The organism is Pseudomonas sp. D1-36, from assembly GCF_051132205.1.
GTDB lineage: Bacteria > Pseudomonadota > Gammaproteobacteria > Pseudomonadales > Pseudomonadaceae > Aquipseudomonas.
The window spans coordinates 3,430,760-3,451,879 of record NZ_CP071674.1; the positions used below are offsets into that span (position 1 = coordinate 3,430,760).

Genomic DNA, 21,120 nt, shown 5'->3' on the forward strand with positions numbered 1-21,120 from the left:
AACGTAGCATCCCCCGATTCCCGCCCCCACCTATTGAGTCGGTGTTCCTTCACAATAATTAAAGCTGTTATTCAGCAGTGAAACCTCGTTTAGAAACTCAAGCGACGATGTAAGCACCCCACCGATATCCACCTCATACCAAATTTTTATATAACCATTAGGCAAGCCGGAAGCGTGTGTCGGCTGGATAGGTTTGAGCTTTGTCAAGTAGGGCTCGATATTCTTGACAAACTGCCCACCCGTCTCCGCTCCGGTAATTTGGTAAGTTCCGAGATAGTCCGTGCCAGGGATTTCATCAAGTCCCAACGCATCGGTGGTTCCAACGGATTTAAGCGTAACAACCGTGCCGGGAGGCATATGCGTTGCATCTATGTCGACCGTAACGGGCAACGCGTATGTGCTCCTGTCCAAATATCGGCATGAAACAAGACCGTTAAACAACCGAACCGTTGGAGCTGGCAGTACAACCCGAACCGCATCGACCTGAACCTCGGTGGGGTACGATCGCATTACATTCCGACCGCCATCTTCCTCAATCGTCCAATAGGCAATTTTCTTTCCAACCCCGGCGCCATCGATGTCAGCGGCTGACATGTTAAAGGTCAATGGTGTCAAGGTCCCGGCCGTTAGGTTTTCGCTATACACTTCCACGCCGTTGAACCACAACCGGGCGACCTCATCGCCAATCGGCACCCACGCGCTTGCTGCATCGACGAGGGGCGTGCTGATAGTCGCCTCCTTTCCACGATCCTCTGGCGTTATATGGTTTGGAGTGCCAGAGCCACCAACGGCCACCACCGTGACCTTCACCATATCCGGATTTTCCAACGAGGGAAAAATCGGATTCTCGGGGCCACGATAGCTAAAATCAAGAGCGGACTCTGCTGGAACGGATGGAACTGGGTTTTCTGTTGTTCGGGAAAATTGATATTCAGTAAATACAGCCGCTTGCGCGGTAGAGCTTCCCCAAAGCGCAAGCAGCTTGTTCGTGGCCACCGGAAATTGGAGTACTTTATTAGGTGCCTCCTGGCCTAACTGCTGACTGCCTAAAGCAAACTCTGTACTACCGTTACCGTTAATAATCTTCGGAATGATCCGGTCCGTGTCTTGGCCATTAGTGGTATAGGGTACTTCTACATACACTGGGCTGGTCAGGTCCTCCAAGTCGACAACGTCCGGCAAGATGCCTTTCGGAATATAAGAGTCATGCAGTTGAGGCCGTGGCCGGCGACGGACATAGTAGCCACTCGCCAACGCGTCCTCGCTGATATTTCCAACCACATCTTCTAATACGTACCAGACGTAATATTGCCCGTCCAATTGCGGAATAGCTGCCGTTGGTACCGACACCTCCCCAGATGACGTTAGATCTTGGGTATGTACAGGCGTCCCGACACCGTAACTGTCCCCCGCATAGACGTGAATGACATCGTCATCACGATGAAAGTCATAGCTAACATTGATGGCCAGCTCCAGCGTGCTGTTATTGGCGAGCCAATCATCATCAATTTCTTGACCCGGAGCCAAATTTACAAATATGGCGGCCTCCGGCTTCAGCCTCATATTCGACGGTTTGTCATGCTCAGGTGCATACCGGTCAATTTCTGCTGGGAACCATGGCGACATGTCCGCGTTGCCGTCCGCGCCTTTGTAGTGGACAAATTGATATTCGTAAGTCGTTGACGCTTTCGATGCGTCATCATCCGCGAGCGCAATAGTGGATACCGGAATATTGAGTTCCGTCGGGCGACCTGTTACAGGGCCAAACTGGCCGTCAGCGACCATGGTACCGTCCCCCGTATCTGGCGCCTTCCGCTCATACAACTCCCATTCGTCACTGTCATGCGGGCTTGCAATATCACCGGTATGGAATCGAACCGTCATCGTCCGGGTGTCCAGCACCGATTTGGGGATCAGGTCGTCTATGATCTGTCCGACAATTTCGGGGGGATTCAGCAGAACGCCGGAGTCAGAATTTTTCGTGCGTAAGGCTGTCCGCGAGCGCTCAGCAATCTGCTTCAGCGTTAATACTTCACCGTTGGGACTTGTACTTGTACTGGTCATTTTTATTTCTCCATAAACTATAAACTGAACTGAACTGAACGAGACATCTTCAAATCTCAAAGAGATTCAATCGTCACCACGCCACCGAATCGAATGCAGCGCAAATCCTTAACGTCTGCCGAGACTATAAAAGAAAGCACCGCTCTCGAAGTTCCGTCTACCTCATACCTCATGCACCTTTGCTATCTTAGACAAATCCGCCACAAGGCTCCGTCTCGCCCGGAATGACTCGATCGATCTTGACCAAACCTTTCTTCGACCGACCTTTAGGAATTCCATTTCGATAAATCGTGTACTGAGCAATGCCGGAATCGCTATCCACCATAGGCTTTACATAGGGTACGAAAGGGATTTCCATGACAAATCCATAGGCCGCTTCGCTGTCACTTATCGTTTTGCGAAACTCGTAGATGGGCGTCAGTGCCGGAGGGCTGCCATTCAAAGTGCTAAATCCCTGCCACTCAAGAACACATTCGTCCTGCCCATTGAAAATCGATTCAGGCGCTATCGCCACCCTGACCTTTTCCCAGATTGGCACGGGCGAAGTGCAATTGAGATAACCCCATAAGTTGCTGTCCGGAAAGGTCGGCTCCGCCAAGGTTGGTACAAGCACCGGTGTATGATCGATCGTCAGTTTGCGAATCGGTGAAGGATCGAAATTTCCGTTAACACTATGCTCTAACAGATAGCGAATTTCGGCAGTACCGTCGACGCTCATCATTTGAGGCGTTATTGGAAATGTAAACTCCGGTCGATCATCTACCTGATAGTATCTGTTGTTAAAAATTACCGTTTCTGTTGGTGGATTTATTGGCTGCTTCCAATAAACCGTAAGCTCCGTATATATTCCGGGCTGCCCCGGAAAATCGGTCCAGCGCGTTATTCTTCCGGTCGTTCCGTTAGTCAGTTGTTCTAACGGAATACGGCCTTCCGGGTCCAGTTCACTCACGCCATCTATGCGCAAAGGTACAGCTGTGATTTGACCGTTCGGCTGTGCCATTTGTATCGTGCTCCGGATAAGTGCGCTGCGGGCGCACATTGCCTAACGAAGTCCACGATTCAATTAAGCGCCGGGTATATATGTTTGCCTACTGTCATATCTGACAGGTCAACGTACCGTTCATCGGGCCGGCGTCTCGGCGGGTACGCCTTGGGCTTCTCTAAGTTGTTCCACAGCACAGTGGGCAATTCGCTGGCACGCCTTCGCCAGTTCCATCCGACCTATCACTAACCCAATCCGAATATGCCCCGCCGCACTCGGCCCAAACGCCTCCCCCGCCAACACCGACACGCCATACCCGTCCAGCAGCCGCTCGGCAAACGTTTGGGCATCCAGCCCCGTCTCACGCACATCGACCATTACGAACATGCCGCCATCGGGTCGTACAGGTTTGAGCCCTGGACAGCCCTCAAGCGCCGCGCATACCAAGTCCCGACGTTGGCGATACTCCGCGCGCATCTGCGCCACTTCCGGCAGATCCCGTTCAAGGGCAACCAGGGCACCGCACTGGACGAAATCCGGCAAACCAAACAGCATGCACAGCGACAGATTGGAAAGGTGTTCAGCGAGAGGTTCGGGGCCAATGGCCCAGCCGATGCGCCAACCGGTCATGGCATGGGATTTGGACAGGCTGTTGATGGTGACGGTGCGCTCGGCCATGCCCGGCAGGCCGGCCGGGCTGATGTGCTCGCCTTCGTAGAGCAGGTCGCTGTAGACCTCATCGCTGATCAGCCACAGATCGTGTTCGATGCACAGTTGCGCCAGGGCTTGCCAGGTGCACAGCGGCAGGCTGGCGCCGGAGGGGTTGTTGGGGCTGTTGATCAGCATCGCACGGGTGCGCGGGGTGATCAGCCGGGCGACGTCGGCCGGCTGGACTCGGAAGCCGTTCTCCGGCGTCACCGCCACCGGCACCACTTTCGCTGCGCAGGCACCGAATACCGCTTCGTAGGTGACGTACATCGGTTCGGCGACGATCACTTCATCGCCAGGGTCGAGCAGGCATTGCGCGACGGCATAGACGCCGCATTGCGCGCCGGGCAGCACCGTAACGTGGCCCGCGCCCACTGGTTGGCCGCAGCGTTGTTGGTGCCGCCGGGCGATGCTGGCGCGCAGGCTGTACAAGCCGCTGGTGTCCGAATAGTGGGTATCGCCGGCACGCAGGCTGGCGACGGCGGCCTCGACAATGGCGGGCGGTGTGTCGAAATCCGGATCGCCCACCGAGAGCAACAGCACGTCCCTGCCCTCCTCGCGCATGGCCAGTGCCCGGTCATGAATGGCCCAGGCGGCAGCGCCGTCGCCAGTGATGCGTTGGGTCAGGGCTGAAAAGCGCATGTCATTTCCTTGTGAGTTGCGGTATTGAGCTCAACCCTATCTCAAATCCCGAAGCGCGCCACCGTTTGGATGGCCTTGCGCATTGACGCCCGGCCCTCGCCCATGGTCTGCTGTACGCCAGTTTGGGTGCCCTTCACAGGGTGAAACGGGAAACCGGTGAATCGTGTGCTTTACTTCAAGGCCACGTCAGTCCGGTGCTGCCCCCGCAACGGTAAGCGAGTGAAGCGTCGAAACCACTGTGCATGCGCATGGGAAGGTGACGCTTTCAGGCAAGGCTCAGGCCCTGCCCCTCGTGAGCCCGGAGACCGGCCCATGACTTCTTTTCAACAAACCCGCGGTGGGCGGGCGCTGTTCGAATCCCGGCGAGTCTTCGCCTGGGTTTTCATTGCGCTCGGTCCGCCCGCTGACACCAGAGGGAAGCGCCATGTCGACCATCAGCAGCACCGCCCGCACGAACAGTAGCACCGTCACCCTGAGCCAGCGCTTGAGCGCCGCGGTCCTTGCCTCGATTCTCGGCGCGGGCCTGGTGTATTTCGCCGGTTTCTCCCACATCGAAGCGGTGCACAACGCAGCCCACGACACACGGCACAGCGCCGCGTTCCCGTGCCATTGAGCGCCGACACCATGATCAAGCGTATCGCGCAAACCGCCGGTTTCAGTGGATTGTTGGCCGCCCTGCTGCTGACTCTTCTACAAAGTTTTTGGGTATCGCCGCTGATCCAGCAAGCCGAGACCTACGAAAAGGCCCCGGCCGCCGAGGTCCATGAACACGCCGCTGGGGTTGCACACAGCCATGACGCGCAAGCCTGGGAGCCGGAGGACGGCTGGCAACGCGTGCTCTCCACCACCGGCGGCAACCTGGTGGTCGCGGTGGGTTTTGCGCTGATGCTCGCGGGCCTGTACACCTTGCGTGAACCGACGCGCACATCCCAGGGTTTGCTCTGGGGCCTGGCCGGCCATGCCACCTTCGTCCTGGCGCCGACGCTGGGCTTGCCCCCGGAACTGCCGGGCACTGCTGCGGCGGATCTGGCCCAACGGCAGATGTGGTGGATCGGCACCGCTGCGTGCACGGCGGTGGGCATCGCCCTGATTGCGTTCGGTCGGCATTGGCTGTTGAAAGTGTTGGGCCTTGCGACCTTGCTGATTCCTCACGTCATTGGCGCCCCGCAGCCGGACGTGCATTCCATGCTCGCGCCCGAGGCGCTGGAAAGTGAGTTCAAGCTCGCTTCGCAATTGACCAATGTTGCGTTTTGGCTGGCCTTGGGCCTGATCAGCGCCTGGCTGTTCCGCCGTGGTGCACAGGCTCACGACCAAGCATGAGTGGCGGGCCGATCCTGGTGGTCGGCCTCGGCTGCCAGCGCGGTTGCCCGGCCAGCACGTTGCGGGCATTGCTTGAGCAGGCGCTGCTGGCCCACGGTATCGCGCTCGACGAAATAAGGGCATTGGCGAGCATTGACCGCAAGCGTGACGAGCCGGGGCTGCTGGAGTTGGCAGCGCAATTATCGCTGCCGCTGACGTGTTTCAGCGCTGAACAACTGGCGGGTTATCAAGCACAGCTCAGCCATCGCTCAGCCATCGCTTTCGAGCATATGGGTTGCCATGGCGTCGCCGAAAGCGCCGCCCTCGCCCTGGCCGATCAACTGGGTGTTTCGCCCGCAAGATTGCGAGTTACCCGCCAGAAAGGCCCGCAGGCGACATTGGCATTGGCGATGGCTTTGTAACACTCGATAATCGCTCGCCGAATCATGAGCATTGCTCATGCACGCCCTCATCTTTGCATAGGAACCGGTCATGACCGTTTACTTCATCGGCGCCGGCCCTGGCGATCCGGAGCTGATCACCGTCAAGGGCCAGCGGCTGATTCGCAACTGCGCCGTGATCATCTACGCCGGCTCCCTGGTGCCAACGGCCGTGCTGGAAGGCCACCGCGCCGAACAAGTGGTCAACAGCGCCGAGCTGCACCTGGAACAGATCATCGATCTGATAAAGTCGGCACACCTCAACGGTCAGGATGTAGCGCGAGTGCACTCCGGCGACCCAAGCCTTTACGGCGCGATCGGCGAGCAGATCCGCTACCTGCGGGAGCTGGACATTCCTTTCGAAATCATCCCGGGCGTGACCGCCACTTCAGCCTGCGCCGCTCTGCTCGGTGCCGAGCTGACGCTGCCAGACATATCCCAAAGCGTGATCCTGACCCGCTACGCGGACAAAACCGCCATGCCCACGGGAGAAGAGCTGGTCAGCCTGGCGCAACACGGCGCCACCATGGCGATTCACTTGGGCGTCAACCATCTGGAAAAAATCATCGATGAGCTGCTGCCCCACTACGGCGGCGATTGTCCGATTGCGGTAATTCACCGGGCGACGTGGCCCGATCAGGATTGGGTGGTGGGGACGCTGGAGGATGTTGCCGAAAAGGTACGGGCCAAGGGCTATCGGCGTACGGCGTTGATTCTGGTGGGACGGGTGTTGGGCAATGATGTATTCAGCGAATCATCGCTGTACCGCGCTGGACATGCGCATCTCTACCGACCCTGACTCATCACGGTCCCTTGTGGGAGCGTGCTTGAACTGGTCAAGTAATCTTGGACACCGATTAAGGTTCACGCCGCCAACCTTTCCTTCGCGACCGGCGACCGGTAGTCGTTGTAGCTGTGAGGCCTGCTGATGTTGTAGCGCGAGACATAGCGCTGCACGTCTGCCCGGGCCTCATGTTCCAGTTTGTAGCCCGTTTCAGGAACCCACTCTGATTTCAAACTACCAAAGAAACGCTCCATGGGGGCGTTGTCCCAGCACTCGCCTTTACGGCTCATACTTTGCCTAAACCCGTGTTTCACAAGCTCGTTTCGGAATTTATGACTGGTGTACTGACAACCTTGGTCTGAATGAAACAACACATCCTGGGGGTGGCCGCGTAGCTCAACCGCCATGCGTAGCGCTTCGCAGGTCAGGTTGGCATCAGAAATCATCGAGAACGACCAACCCACGATCCTCCGAGCGTACAGATCCAGAACGGCGGCGAAGTACATCCACCGCTTGCCGACCTTGATGTAAGTCACGTCGCCACACCACACCTGGTTAACCGCCGTTACATCAAATTTTCGCTTGAGCACGTGCGGCGCCACCAATGCCTCAACGCCCGGCGACTTGTACTTATGGTGCCTGCGCTGACGACTAGCGATGCCAGCTTCGCGCATCAAACTGCGAGCCATATAACGTCCGATACGATGCCCTTTGGCTTTTAGCTCCTTGGACAAAGTACGTGCGCCGGCCGACTCTCTGGACGCCCTGTGGTGCCTGACCAGCGCGGCTTTGAGCTTGTCCCGTTCAGGATTTGCTCTGCCTTGGCGCTGGCGCCAGGCGTAGAAACTAATGCGGTTGATCCCAAACGCCCGGCAACACCTTTTAACGCCGTATTGCTCGTCCAGCTCATCGATCAGCGTGAATGATCTTTGGCGTCCAAAAGCAGGAGAGCACTGGCCTTTTTTAGGATTTCAATGTCCAGGTCTTTCTCCCTGAGTAGGGCTTTGAGCCTCTGGATTTCTCGCTGATCAGCGGTAATCGCCTTGGCCCCTACCGGGGTCGAACCCAGGCGTTCTTTTTGCACTTGATCGACCCAGCGGCGCAGAGCAGTGGGGCCGATATCTAGGCTGGCACAGACCTCGGTAACCGGCTGGCCTTCATCCAGCACCATGCTGGCAGCCTTGAGCTTGAACTCACTCGAATAAGATTTACGCATATCCAAACACCTCAGATTTGGGCGCTATCATAGCGCCCGATTGAAGTGTCCAAAATCATTAGGCCAGTTCAGCTTGCTCGCGATGACAAAGGCACATTCAACATCATCGCAAGCTGACCCACCGCTATCGCGAGCAAGCTCGCTCCCACAGGGTTCGGCAGGTGCCCACAGGTTACGCGCCGATCACCGAAGCTGTTGTGGCGAGGGAGCTTGCTCCCGCTGGACCGCGAAGCGGTCCCTGGGTAACCCACGCACCCATCACGGAGAACGCGCCGGTTGCCTTGCGATTGCTTCGCAATCGAGCGGGAGCAAGCTCCCTCGCCACAGTGTTCTGCGCGCAGCGAACACCTATCAGTAGTAGGCGTTTTCTTTCTGCGTGTGGTCGGTCACGTCGCGTACGCCCTTGAGTTCCGGGATGCGCTCGAGCAACGTGCGCTCGATGCCTTCCTTCAAGGTGACGTCGGCCTGGCCGCAGCCCTGGCAGCCGCCGCCGAACTGGAGCACGGCGATGCCGTCTTCCACCACGTCGATCAACGATACCTGGCCGCCGTGGCTGGCCAGCCCCGGGTTGATTTCGGTTTGCAGGTAGTAATTGATGCGCTCGTTGACCGGGCTGTCGGCGTTGACCATCGGCACTTTCGCGTTCGGTGCCTTGATGGTCAGCTGGCCGCCCATTCGGTCAGTGGCGTAGTCGACCACCGCATCGTCCAGGAAAGCTTCGCTGAACGAATCGATGTACGCGGTGAAGCTTTTGAGCCCCAGCGCGGTGTCTTCAGGTTTTTCTTCTCCCGGCTTGCAGTAGGCAATGCACGTCTCTGCGTACTGGGTGCCGGGCTGGGTGATGAAGATGCGGATCCCGATACCCGGGGTGTTCTGCTTGGACAGCAGGTCGGCCAGGTAATCGTGGGCGGCATCGGTAATGGTAATGGCGGTCATGGAAACTCCTCGCAGGCTTGCCGGCAGTTTACGCCAATCATCGCGCCGGACAAAGTCCTAGTATTTTTGTCAGGAAAGAACCCGACGATGTGAAGGCACATCGCCAGGCGCCTCGATCAGAGATTCTGGTAGCGATTCATGTCCAGCACCCTGCTTCCATGGGGTCGGTTTCCATGGCGTCGACAAATGCCGGCACCTGCCCGGCGGGGATGTTGAAGATGAAATTCGGATAGCTGCTGAGCACGCCCGGATCGCTGCCCAGGTTCAACTGGCAGGCAGAGTCATGGCAGGCGTGGCAGGCCACGCATTTTTCGGTGAAGATCGGCTGGATGTCGCGGGTATAGGAAATCGCGGGAGCGGGACTTCCGGCGGCTGCGGTAAAGGACAACAGCAGCAACAGACTGCCGGATAACAAGCGGTACGGCATGTCTCGGTCCCTAAGAATTCTCCGACGATTCTACCGGGCAGGCATCACCTTGCAAACATGAGCGATATTCATGCAAAAGCCCAGCATGATCAAATACCGCACAGGTTTGCTATGATCCCGGCTTTCGTAATGGTCTTTTTTTCCAGGTAGTCCTATGTCCGATCGCAGCGCTCGCCTCCATCTTCTCCAGCAAGCCCTCAAGGAACGTATCCTGATCCTCGATGGCGGCATGGGCACGATGATCCAGAGCTACAAACTGGAAGAACAGGACTACCGGGGCAAGCGTTTCGCCGACTGGCCAAGCGACGTCAAGGGCAACAACGACTTGCTCGTACTGACCCGCCCCGACGTGATCGGCTCGATTGAAAAAGCCTACCTGGATGCCGGCGCCGACATCCTCGAGACCAACACCTTCAACGCCACCCAGGTGTCCCAGGCGGACTATGGCATGCAGGGCCTGGCCTATGAATTGAACCTGGAAGGCGCGCGCCTGGCCCGCCAGGTCGCCGACGCCAAGACCCTGGAAACCCCGGACAAGCCGCGCTTCGTCGCCGGCGTGCTCGGCCCGACCAGCCGTACCTGCTCGCTGTCGCCGGACGTGAACAACCCCGGCTACCGCAACGTGACCTTCGACGAACTGGTGGAGAACTACACCGAAGCCACCAAGGGCCTGATCGAAGGCGGCGCCGACCTGATCCTGATCGAAACCATTTTTGACACGCTGAACGCCAAGGCCGCGATTTTTGCCGTGCAAGGTGTCTACGAAGAACTGGGCGTCGAACTGCCGATCATGATCTCCGGCACCATCACCGACGCCTCCGGCCGCACCCTCTCCGGCCAGACCACCGAAGCCTTCTGGAACTCGGTAGCCCACGCCAAGCCGATCTCGGTCGGCCTGAACTGCGCCCTCGGCGCCAGCGAATTGCGTCCCTACCTGGAAGAGCTGTCGAACAAGGCCAGCACCCACGTATCGGCCCACCCGAACGCCGGCCTGCCCAACGAATTCGGCGAATACGATGAACTGCCGGTGGACACCGCCAAAGTCATCGAAGAGTTTGCCCAGAGTGGCTTCCTTAACATCGTCGGCGGCTGCTGCGGCACTACTCCGGCGCACATCGAAGCGATCGCCAAGGCCGTGGCCGGTTATGCGCCGCGGCAGATTCCGGAGATTCCCCGGGCGTGCCGCCTGTCGGGGCTGGAACCGTTCACCATCGATCGCAGCTCCTTGTTCGTCAACGTCGGCGAGCGGACCAACATCACCGGTTCCGCCAAGTTCGCCCGGCTGATCCGCGAGGACAACTACACCGAAGCCTTGGAAGTGGCCTTGCAACAAGTCGAGGCCGGCGCCCAGGTGATCGACATCAACATGGACGAGGGCATGCTCGATTCGAAGAAGGCCATGGTGACCTTCCTCAATCTGATCGCTGGCGAACCGGACATTTCCCGGGTGCCGATCATGATCGACTCCTCCAAGTGGGAAGTGATCGAAGCGGGCCTCAAGTGCATCCAGGGCAAGGGCATCGTCAACTCCATCAGCATGAAGGAAGGCGTCGAGCAGTTCATCCACCACGCCAAGCTGTGCAAGCGCTACGGCGCCGCCGTGGTGGTGATGGCCTTCGACGAAGCCGGCCAGGCCGACACCGAGGCGCGCAAGAAGGAAATCTGCAAGCGCTCCTACGACATCCTGGTCAATGAAGTCGGCTTTCCCCCAGAAGACATCATCTTCGACCCGAACATCTTCGCCGTCGCCACCGGCATCGAAGAGCACAACAACTATGCCGTGGACTTCATCAACGCCTGTGCCTACATCCGCGACGAACTGCCTTACGCGCTGACCTCCGGCGGCGTGTCCAACGTGTCGTTCTCCTTCCGCGGCAACAACCCGGTGCGCGAGGCGATCCACTCGGTGTTCCTGTTGCATGCGATCCGTGCGGGCCTGACCATGGGCATCGTCAACGCCGGCCAATTGGAGATCTACGACCAGATCCCGGTGGAACTGCGCGACGCCGTGGAAGACGTGATACTCAACCGCACCCCCGAGGGCACCGATGCCCTGCTCGCCATCGCCGACAAGTACAAGGGCGACGGCAGCGTCAAGGAAGCGGAAACCGAGGAATGGCGCGGCTGGGAAGTGAACAAGCGCCTGGAGCATGCGCTGGTCAAAGGCATCACCACCCATATCGTTGAAGACACCGAGGAGTCGCGGCTGTCGTTCGCCCGGCCGATCGAAGTGATCGAAGGCCCGCTGATGGCCGGCATGAACATCGTTGGCGACCTGTTTGGCGCCGGCAAGATGTTCCTGCCCCAGGTGGTCAAATCCGCCCGCGTGATGAAGCAGGCGGTGGCGCACCTGATCCCGTTCATCGAGGCGGAAAAAGGCGACAAGCCGGAAGCCAAGGGCAAGATCCTCATGGCGACGGTCAAGGGCGACGTGCATGACATCGGCAAGAACATCGTCGGCGTCGTGCTCGGGTGCAACGGCTACGACATCGTCGACTTGGGGGTGATGGTGCCGGCGGAGAAGATCCTTCAGGTGGCCAAGGACGAGAAGTGCGACATCATCGGCCTGTCCGGCCTGATCACCCCGTCCCTGGACGAGATGGTGCACGTGGCTCGCGAGATGCAGCGCCAGGATTTCCACCTGCCGCTGATGATCGGCGGCGCCACCACCTCCAAGGCCCACACGGCGGTGAAGATCGAGCCCAAGTACAGCAACGACGCGGTGATCTACGTCACCGACGCCTCCCGCGCCGTGGGCGTGGCGACCCAGTTACTGTCCAAGGAGCTGAAGCCGGCGTTCGTCGAGAAAACCCGCCAGGACTACATCGACGTGCGCGAGCGTACCTCCAATCGCAGCGCCCGTACTGAGCGCCTGAGCTACCCGGCGGCCGTGGCGAAGAAGCCGCAGTTCGACTGGAGCAGTTACCAGCCGGTCAAGCCCACCTTCACTGGCGCACGGGTGCTGGACGACATCGACTTGAACGTCCTGGCCGAATACATCGACTGGACGCCGTTCTTCATTTCCTGGGACCTGGCCGGCAAATACCCACGCATCCTCACCGACGAAGTGGTCGGCGAAGCGGCCACGGCGCTGTACGCCGATGCCCGGGCGATGCTATGCAAGCTGATCGACGAAAAACTCATCAGCGCCCGCGCCGTGTTCGGCTTCTGGCCGGCCAACCAGGTGCATGACGATGACCTGGAAGTCTATGGCGACGACGGCAAGCCACTGGCGCGCCTGCATCACCTGCGCCAGCAGATCATCAAGACCGACGGCAAGCCGAACTTTTCCCTGGCCGACTTCGTCGCGCCGAAGGACAGCGGCGTCACCGATTACGTCGGCGGTTTCATCACCACCGCCGGCATCGGCGCCGAAGAAGTCGCCAAGGCGTATCAGGAAGCCGGCGACGACTACAACTCGATCATGGTCAAGGCCCTGGCCGACCGTTTGGCCGAAGCCTGCGCCGAGTGGCTGCACCAACAGGTGCGCAAGGAACACTGGGGTTACGCCAAGGACGAAAGCCTGGACAACGAGGCGCTGATCAAGGAGCAATACACCGGCATCCGCCCTGCCCCCGGCTACCCGGCCTGCCCGGATCACACCGAGAAGGCCACTCTGTTCCGCCTGCTCGACCCAGAAGCCAGCGAACTGAAAGCCGGACGCAGCGGCGTGTTCCTCACCGAACACTACGCCATGTTCCCGGCGGCGGCGGTCAGCGGCTGGTACTTCGCCCACCCTCAGGCGCAATACTTCGCCGTAGGCAAGATCGACAAGGATCAGGTCCAGAGCTACACCGCGCGCAAGGGGCAGGACTTGAGCGTGACTGAACGCTGGCTGGCGCCTAACCTGGGTTACGACAACTAAGCGGAAAATACCGACCGGTCGACGCGCTGATGTCGACCGGCCGGCTTCATCGCCACGGCTGCGTATCAGTTACGGCGTGAGGGTCCGGGCTGAGGCGAGCCGCTGCGCGGTGGCTCCGACTCTTCGGCGACGCCCTCCAATACGCCCATCTCTTTTCGGGTCAGCTCGACCAACGTTTGCCTTTCAAGATCGTCGATTTCCTTGCTCTTGGCATTCAATTGCCGGCCATACTCGTGCGCATCGATATCACCTTCGTCGCGACGGTCCTCCAGTTCGTTCAGAAGATCCTCGCGCCGCTGGTAGGTCGCATCATCTATTTCGCGCATTTGTTCTGGGTAACGCTCCCGGAGGTAGCTCGTCCAGTATTCACGCGACAACATGTCCTTGAGCAGTTCATCGCCCTGCTCCGCCTCAAGTACCGAGTCGCGCACCTGCTCCAGTTGCGCTTCGGTGACCGGCACACCATAGGCCATGTGTTCAGGCTGTCCTGGCAAATCGATTCCATCGCCCCAATCTCTCGTCAGGCCAATGCGATAACGCAGGCGGACCTCTGCCCGGTCCATGCCTTGCCCGTTCGCTTCGGCCAACGTATCGACCCGGTCCAGCCGAAACAGCTGACGGGACAAGCGCAGCAGCGCCCGCCCCCTGCGCTCCAGGCTGCCGAGAGGAATGTCGCGCAACGCTTGATAGACAAACACACGAACCTCCAGCTCGCTGAACGTCAAGATGCGTCCGTCGATGCAGGTGCCGTGGGTTTCGGCGCTCTGAAACAGCAACTGGCGCAGTTCGCCGTTTTCGCTGGCCGCTTCCAGGACGTTCCACACCCGTTGCGTCAGTGCCGCGCGGCTACGCCTGAAATCGATGGTGTTACGCAAATGGGCGAGCAACTGGAAGAACCGTTCGTGGTCGCTTTCCTCGGCCAGTTGCGTCCAGATTTTCTTCCGAGCCGTCATCTGATCATCGCTGGAGCCGACCAACCATTGCTCCAGCGCCTGCGCCGACGTATCGCCTGCCGGATCGAAAACAGGCTCGGCCTCAGGGAAGACGGCATGAGGATCCTGATGGAAGTTGCCGCCTCCACCGCCATCCGAGTCGTCATCAAAATCAGAAACATTCCCTCGCGGCGCTTCCAATCCGGCGATCCATTCATCGAGTTCTTCTCGGGAAAGGCCCATGACTTCTTCGTGATTATTTTCTTCCAGGTAACCCCTCAGTGCTTGAAGGGTGGGAAGCGACAGGTCTTCGTTATCACTCAGGTCCATTCCGGCCACGAGTGTTTCATGACTGCCATCGAGCAAGTCCGGCGCAAGGTCCGTGAACTCGTTGCCGCTCACGTTCAGCTCCCTCAGGTCTTGCGCATCGAGCAGATGGCTGGGCCAGTCTGATAACTCGTTATAACTGAGATCCAGCGATTCGATCCGACCAAAGTCCGGTGGATCGAATGCTCTCAATCCGTTGGTGCTGAGGTTCAGCGAACGCAGGCGCCCATGGGTCAATAATGGGTAAGCCGCCCCCGACGGCAAATTGTTGTACCCAAACCCCAAGTGCTCCAATTGCGGCATTTGCAGGACGGCATCCGGTACGGCGCTCAGTTCATTGCTGCCCAGGTCCAGGTGTCTCAGCTGAGGAAAAGCCCCGAGGAAACCGTTTGAACCTTGTTCGGTTATCAGGACGCCTGAAAGATCCAGCATCGTCACCCCAGGAATCGAATCGACCAGCTCAGGCAAGTCGCCTAGCTGCAGGCCATGCAGGCTGAGTGTCTGCCCTGGGCCACCGTAACGCATCAATTCTCTTTGCCACGCCTCGCGAATGCTCCCCGCCGCAAGGGCGCGGCTTTGCGCGGACACGGAGCCCCTGGCTACGCGTATTTCCCGGATAAAAAGCCAGCCATTCAATCGACGCGTCAGCGAAATATACGCCTGGTGCCACTGGTTGATCTGACTGTCGATTTGCCCGTCGGTCATGCCCTGTTCACGCCATCGCTCCAGCACCAGGACCGACTGTCGCTGTGTCAGGAGCGGATCCAGCCGCCTCAGGCGAAGCTGCCGCCCAGCATCGCCCTCGACCACTGCCGACGCCTCGGGGAGCGCCAATAGATGTCGAGCCGTGGACCAACTCGTTTCTGTCGGCGGGAACTCGGACGGTACAGTCCCCCCGGAGAATCGAGCCAAAGCGCCATGGGGAAGCCCTCTCGCATCCTCGAGCCGTCGTTGTGCCGCGCCCAGCGCCGCCTCGCCTTCGGGATTGAAGGGGTTACCGGTCACATCGACCTTCAGCAGGACGTCGTCACTGGCCAGCGCCGCGGGTGGGAGCGATTGGATCTGGTTGTCCCGCAAGTCGAGCCAGGACAGGTTCGGCAAGCTCTCGGCACCGGTTGGCCAAGCTTGCAGCCGGGTTGACCGGAGGTTCAAGGCCCTGAGTTGGGTCAAGGCACTGACATCAAAGACATTGAGGGGATTGTTCTCCAGGTTCAGTTGTTCAAGTGTCTGCAAGCCGTTGAACTGCGCCTGGACCGCAGGCGTGGCGAGCAGGTTGTTATCGCGCAGGTCGAGTTGTTTCAAGACTGGCAAGTCTTCGGCGGCAAAAGGCAATTCGCTGAAGCCGTTGCCGCTGATATCCAATGTCCGCGTACCGGTGAACGCTCTAAAGAAGCTGCGTGCCTGCGCGGCAGGAACATCCAACGATCCCAGGCGCAACGTTTCCACATGGGAAAAGCTACCGGCCGGCAGCACCGGGAGCGTTGTCAGCTTTTTAGCGGGAAGACTCGATTCGGATGGCGGCAATTCGAACGTTGCGATTTCAGTCGTCGGTAAATCGAGACGTTGGCGAACCGCACGACGCCAGCTGTCTCGCAAGGCTCGGAACAGGGGTCCACCGCCCCGCCACCACAGTGTCGAAGGCATCGAAGGCGTCGATGTTTGCGGCCCTGTCACCTCATACTGCGCAAAAATTTCATCGTGTTCCGCCCTGATGGCCTCTACCGCGTCAAAGCGTGCCTGGTGAGTATGCAGAGTGCTGTCGAACCGCTCCGGCAGGCGTCCATAGAATTCCGCCTCACCAATGAGCAATCGCAATTGCCCGCGACAGTACCCGTCGACCATCTGGTCCACATCGGTCAGATGGCCGAGCTCACCGGCATAATCGCGGACGTACCGGTAGGCACGCGCGAACGACGCCGGGGTCAGCGCCGACCAATTGAGCGACATGCCTGGCCACAGCGCTTCACGACCTTCGTATATCCAATCAGGCAACGTATGGATCGATGTGCGCACCAGGTCCAACCGTTCGAGCAGAGGAAGACGCTGCACATATTCGGGCCATTGCGTCAGGGCCTGGGGCGCCTCGATGGTCAAACTCCGCAAACGATTCAACGGTGTCAGGTCCAGATCACCGATGACCGCTGCATCGAAACCTGAATAATCGAGATGTAACGTCTCCAGTGAGGTCAGCCTGGTGAGCGTCGCCGGGAAATCCTCTGCCAGTGAGGAAGCAGCCGTAGAGAATCGCAGGCTGGTGAGCCCTGGCATCTGGTTCACCGCCTGCGGCAAGGTAGTCAAGTGCTGCGCTTGGGCGAAAAGAGAACCGATGTATTGGCGTTCCCGCCCGCCAATCGACAATCTCGTGACGCCAGGGAAGCGCGCCAGGAACGCATCCGCGTTAGCCTCTGTCAGGCCATTGCCGACCAACGACAATTCACGCACGTGGGGAAAATCGAGGGGCATTTCAGGCGGCGGCACCTCGGTGGAAAGCGACAGTCGCGCCGCTTCGGCCGAGTCTTGCGCCAGCGGTCCATTGCGCCAGCTCTCCCTGAGCGCCTGCACAAATTGACGCCTATGGAAATCGGCAGGGCTGCCTGTAGAAGGCCCCCGCCAAAGGTCGAGCGTGTCATTGAGCGACAGCCACTCACGCTGGCGAATTTGCAATAGCGAATAGATCTGTCGATCTGTTTTGCCCTGCTGTTGCCTGAAAAAGGCATCGGCTTGCTCCGCGCCTGGATAAAGCTCTTCCACCCGTGCCCTAAGGGACGGATCCAGCCCCTGCCCTCGTCCACTCGCGTAGTAACCCTTGAGCGTCGCGCTTACGCGGATCGGCGGCTTGAAACGTTTGGCATGAGGTTCAAGGAACGATGTCATTGCCTTGTGGTGCACGTCTGCGTATTCGATGACCTTGCGTTGCAGTACGGCGCCTTGCTCGACATCCGACAGCCCCAGTGCAGAAGACGCCTCCTCAGGCAGCGCCCGGAGAATCGAACGGTAGAAGTTGCCGCCCGTGTCAGGGAGCTGCCCCAATTCGTTGAGCGCCTGATAACGAGGTCCGTTTTTGATCAGGTATTTTTTCTGCGGTGCATCTTCAGCGCCGATGCTGTCAAGCAAAGCCCCTTCGACGCCTCCCTCACGCACTTCCAGACGCAGCGTATCCGGCCATCCCGGCAGTTTTTCCAGGGCTCGCAATGCCAGTCGCCGACTGTCGGCCGAAGGGATATTTTCGCTGCGCAACCCTGCGTACGCCCGCACCTGGCGTCCTTGTCGCGCATACCAACGCGCCTCTTCCAACAGGTTCAGCGGCGCGCGTCGCGTCGCGTCCAGACGGGCGAGATCCGCAGCCCGGCCATGGGCGATCACCTCTTGGGCGGCGGCCTCGCTAAGGCCCGGGCACTCAAGCTGCAACGTGCGAATTCGAGCGTCCGCAGCTTCCGTGCCCTTGTACAGCCTGTCGAATACCTGCGAACGGGTGACAGATTCCGTTGCGTCTTGCGGCTGGCCGATCACGCGGCCTGCCTCGGCATCCGTCTTGAACAGGCGCATCGCATCCTTCAGTTCGGGAGGCGGCGGCGCTAGGTCCATGTGCATTTTGCGTAGTGTGTTGTCGCTGACACCGCTGATGTCCGCGAGCCTGAGCAGCACGTCATCGGAAAATACCGCAGTCTCATGACCGATGCGCCTGAGCAGCGTCAGGCGATCCCAGGTCATCGGGCGCTCCAGGGAATGGCGCCAGGCGCCAGCGCCGTTATGCAAGAGGATGGGTTGATAGGCCGCATCGTCGGTCGGATGTCTGATGCGCCATTTGTGCACCGATGCATCAAAAAACTGCTCGTAGACCTTGTCACCCTGACGGATATAGGTCTTCCCATCGATTTGGTATTGGCCCAACGCGTTCGGAACATTCGTGCTGTCGAGTGTGACCTCACGCTCATAGCGACTCAGGTCGGGTTTCCACAGGCGTGTTTCGCCATTGGGCAATGTCACGGGCTCAAGACGCTCGATCACCGGCTCCGCCTTGATCGCGGCCAGCTTGCCGATTCCTGCGCCCGCACCGGCCATCACGGCCATCATTGCCAGGTTCTCGGCGATATCGACCAAGTGGGCCTTGGCTGCCCGTTTGTCACCCTCGCCCCACTCCACCGCACCTTCAAGGGTTTCGTACAGCAGCTGTTCGGCCATGAAAACCATCATCACCTCGCCCAGCACCGGAACGAACATGGACGCGATGTTCACGGCAAACAGCCCTAGCTGCAGGAGGCTGGCCAGTTTCGCTGCCCTCGCCTTGGCGTCGACATCATTCGTGGGGACCGCATGGCTGCGCGCATCGGCCAGTACCTGATCACGGTACCGGTCATAGAGGTATTGCCATGGGTCGAGGTTGTCGGCCCACGCTACGCGGCCTTTCTGGCCCACCGACGAGGGCGCGATGTAGGGGTTGGGTTCGCGCTCCATTTTGGGATGCTTAGGAGGGAACTCATTCACGCTCACCAAATGCCTGACAGGCCCCAGGATAACCGCCCAGTCATTCATGGGCTCAGCGATCCAGCGCAATTTATCTCGTGGGGATCCGGCAGCCTCCCGGACAAACTGGCTGAAGAAATAAGGTCGCTTGTCGTAGGGAACGAACTGACTGAAAAAACGCTGGTAAGGCGTGGGACCGGTGTCTGGTCGCGCCGTATCCGGGGTGGTGAGCAATTGCTTGAAACGGGTTTTCAGTTGATCGCCGTTGTATCGCTTTAGCGGATGCTTGGGGTCATGGGGAACGTAGAGAATGACTTCGTCGCTGTAGCGATCTATTTCGCAAGGAGTAAACGCGACGCAGCCCACCATCCTCTGCTTCATCAACGTCATGTCCTCGAACCAGACCGGCGTATTGCCTATCCGAGGATTGTTCTCGCGATTGATGACCGAGAGGATCATCGCGTGATCCTTGGGCTCGATATCCTTCGCCAACAACGCTTGCTCGGCGGCGGCCCTCATCGCGGCTTTCTGGTTGGCAATGAAATGCTCGCGAAGCGTCGTTTCGGTCGCGGCGTCAGCCGGATAGAAAAAAGACTTGAGATAGGTCTGGTACTTCGTACCGATATCCAGGCTGCGGCACAGCTTGAGGAACTGACCGACCGACACGTTCAGTACCACGGAAGAGCCTGTGCCGTGTGTGCCTGCTTTCATGACGAATCCAGAACTGTGATGGTAGGCATGGGGGTCACACTCCCAGCTTTCGAAGTTGTGCAGCGCGGCCTGTAGCATGGGCAACGCCAACACTTCGAACGTGCTCAGTTCCGTCTTGAACAACCCCATTTCCATTGCTCTTCTGAGGCATAGCCAGGTCTTGTCGACATCCGCCTCGACTCCGAACTGATCTTTTAATGCCTGGACCAACAACGGCTTGGCGAACGTGTCGATGTCCTGGAACGACGACATCGTCTTATCCAGATGAATCCGTGCGGCAGCACTTTCCTTGAAGCAGGCGTCCACGACCTTACGCTGGTCTGGCGAAGCATTCGTATACCAGGCGGGCTTTTGCGTTCCGGCTTGTTTCAGCGCCTGCCGGCGTTGTGTCGATGCTTCGATAAGCCATGCAGGCATGGCAGTCTCCAGAAAGTCTGCGTGCACACTCTCCGTGGCCCGTGACCCTGGCTGTGGTTTTTTCTTCGGGTTGCGTGTGGAATTCGGTGGCATACATCGCTCCTTTGAATGAAGCGACAGCAGACCCGTTCGGCGAGCCGCATCGGCGGTAGATAGTTATAGGCCGTCGGAAAACATCGTAACGAATCCCCAAGCATGGCCGAACCCTCCACGAAGGCGCAGATTGACTATGCTGGGTGGGAACCGATTTTCAGCGAGGGATTTATGGACGATCCAGTCGACAACAAGCCGCCCACCCTGTTGCAGATGATGCACAGCGTGCTCGCCGCGGCTTTTGGTGTGCAGAGCGGCAAGAATCGCGCCCGGGATTTCACCCACGGAAAACCAAGCCACTTCGTGATACTGGGGATCGCTTTCACGGTGATCTTCGCCTTGACATTGTTTGGCATCGTCAAGCTGGTGGTGCATCTGGCGGGGTTGTAGCTCCCTTCAACACCATACATGACCCTGTGGGAGCGAGCCTGCTCGCGATAGCGATTGTTCAGTCAAGCATGAAGCGACTGACACACCGCTATCAGGAGCAGGCTCGCTCCCACATTGCGTTGCGCGTTGAGTTGAGAATTATTGATGACTGACCCAGAACACCGCCGTGCCCACCACCAGGATAATCAGGAACAGAATGGCCCAGGCATCAACGGTACTGTCGCTTTTCCTTGCTTTGGTCGAATTGCTCATTGCATCGCCTCTTGTCGGTTTTGTAGGTGATTGCATAGGGACTCGACCACAGTTAAGACGATGATTGCCCGCACGACAAATGTGGATTAGCCGATAACTTATCTCATTAGTCGATTTCGTTCTTTACATATACTCAAACATCACTTTTGCGCATAACTCAAAACAGGTATC

The 21,120-nt window shown here is 58.8% G+C and carries 12 protein-coding genes, 1 pseudogene and 1 riboswitch; of the genes and pseudogenes, 6 read left to right on the forward strand and 7 right to left on the reverse strand.

Annotated features, from left to right (window positions below):
* Positions 1–30 precede the first annotated feature (30 nt).
* The 3 genes from J3P76_RS15190 to J3P76_RS15200 all read right to left on the reverse strand — a co-directional run bounded on the left by J3P76_RS15190 (position 31) and on the right by J3P76_RS15200 (position 4,396).
* Positions 31–2,064, reverse strand: coding sequence for a hypothetical protein (locus J3P76_RS15190; protein ID WP_434610850.1), 2,034 nt, complete (start codon positions 2,062–2,064; stop codon positions 31–33).
* A gap of 187 nt (positions 2,065–2,251) precedes the next feature.
* A complete protein-coding gene (locus J3P76_RS15195; protein ID WP_434610847.1) occupies positions 2,252–3,064 on the reverse strand; it encodes a hypothetical protein in 813 nt (270 codons plus the stop codon).
* 120 nt (positions 3,065–3,184) lie between these two features.
* Positions 3,185–4,396: a pyridoxal phosphate-dependent aminotransferase gene (locus J3P76_RS15200; protein ID WP_434628441.1), complete on the reverse strand. Its 1,212-nt coding sequence runs from the start codon at positions 4,394–4,396 to the stop codon at positions 3,185–3,187.
* Positions 4,397–4,503: 107 nt separating this feature from the next.
* Positions 4,504–4,724: riboswitch (cobalamin riboswitch) on the forward strand.
* 96 nt (positions 4,725–4,820) lie between these two features.
* On the opposite strand from J3P76_RS15200, the gene J3P76_RS15205 reads away from it, so the two are divergent.
* The 4 genes from J3P76_RS15205 to cobM all read left to right on the forward strand — a co-directional run bounded on the left by J3P76_RS15205 (position 4,821) and on the right by cobM (position 6,934).
* Positions 4,821–5,009 carry a CbtB domain-containing protein gene (locus J3P76_RS15205; protein WP_434610845.1) on the forward strand — a complete coding sequence of 63 codons (189 nt, stop codon included), beginning with the start codon at positions 4,821–4,823 and terminating at the stop codon, positions 5,007–5,009.
* Positions 5,010–5,020: 11 nt separating this feature from the next.
* Complete coding sequence (locus J3P76_RS15210) at positions 5,021–5,716, forward strand: CbtA family protein (protein ID WP_434650683.1); 696 nt, start codon at positions 5,021–5,023, stop codon at positions 5,714–5,716.
* Complete coding sequence (locus tag J3P76_RS15215) at positions 5,713–6,117, forward strand: cobalamin biosynthesis protein (RefSeq protein ID WP_434610841.1); 405 nt, start codon at positions 5,713–5,715, stop codon at positions 6,115–6,117. The genes J3P76_RS15210 and J3P76_RS15215 overlap by 4 nt, the downstream gene beginning before the upstream one ends.
* A gap of 70 nt (positions 6,118–6,187) precedes the next feature.
* Positions 6,188–6,934, forward strand: a complete 747-nt coding sequence (gene cobM / locus J3P76_RS15220) for a precorrin-4 C(11)-methyltransferase (RefSeq protein WP_434610839.1) — start codon at positions 6,188–6,190, stop codon at positions 6,932–6,934.
* Between the two features lie 65 nt (positions 6,935–6,999).
* Here cobM and J3P76_RS15225 read toward each other — a convergent pair.
* From J3P76_RS15225 to J3P76_RS15235, 3 genes and pseudogenes are all read right to left on the reverse strand, one after another.
* A protein-coding gene (locus tag J3P76_RS15225) for an IS3 family transposase (protein ID WP_434700930.1) occupies positions 7,000–8,135 on the reverse strand; the annotation gives its coding sequence in 2 pieces (ribosomal slippage) (positions 7,000–7,886 and positions 7,886–8,135; 1,137 coding nt in all).
* A 351-nt stretch (positions 8,136–8,486) separates the two neighbouring features.
* Positions 8,487–9,071 carry a Fe-S biogenesis protein NfuA gene (gene nfuA / locus J3P76_RS15230; protein WP_003182850.1) on the reverse strand — a complete coding sequence of 195 codons (585 nt, stop codon included), beginning with the start codon at positions 9,069–9,071 and terminating at the stop codon, positions 8,487–8,489.
* A gap of 244 nt (positions 9,072–9,315) precedes the next feature.
* Positions 9,316–9,498, reverse strand: a pseudogene (locus J3P76_RS15235) (hypothetical protein); the annotation flags it as partial.
* A 154-nt stretch (positions 9,499–9,652) separates the two neighbouring features.
* Here J3P76_RS15235 and metH point away from each other — a divergent pair.
* Positions 9,653–13,363, forward strand: a complete 3,711-nt coding sequence (metH, locus tag J3P76_RS15240) for a methionine synthase (RefSeq protein WP_434700931.1) — start codon at positions 9,653–9,655, stop codon at positions 13,361–13,363.
* Between the two features lie 65 nt (positions 13,364–13,428).
* Here metH and J3P76_RS15245 read toward each other — a convergent pair whose 3' ends face one another.
* Positions 13,429–20,214: an NEL-type E3 ubiquitin ligase domain-containing protein gene (locus J3P76_RS15245; protein WP_434700932.1), complete on the reverse strand. Its 6,786-nt coding sequence runs from the start codon at positions 20,212–20,214 to the stop codon at positions 13,429–13,431.
* A gap of 264 nt (positions 20,215–20,478) precedes the next feature.
* Here J3P76_RS15245 and J3P76_RS15250 point away from each other — a divergent pair, with 264 nt between their 5' ends.
* Complete coding sequence (locus tag J3P76_RS15250; protein WP_024781254.1) at positions 20,479–20,697, forward strand: DUF2970 domain-containing protein; 219 nt, start codon at positions 20,479–20,481, stop codon at positions 20,695–20,697.
* Positions 20,698–21,120 lie beyond the last annotated feature (423 nt).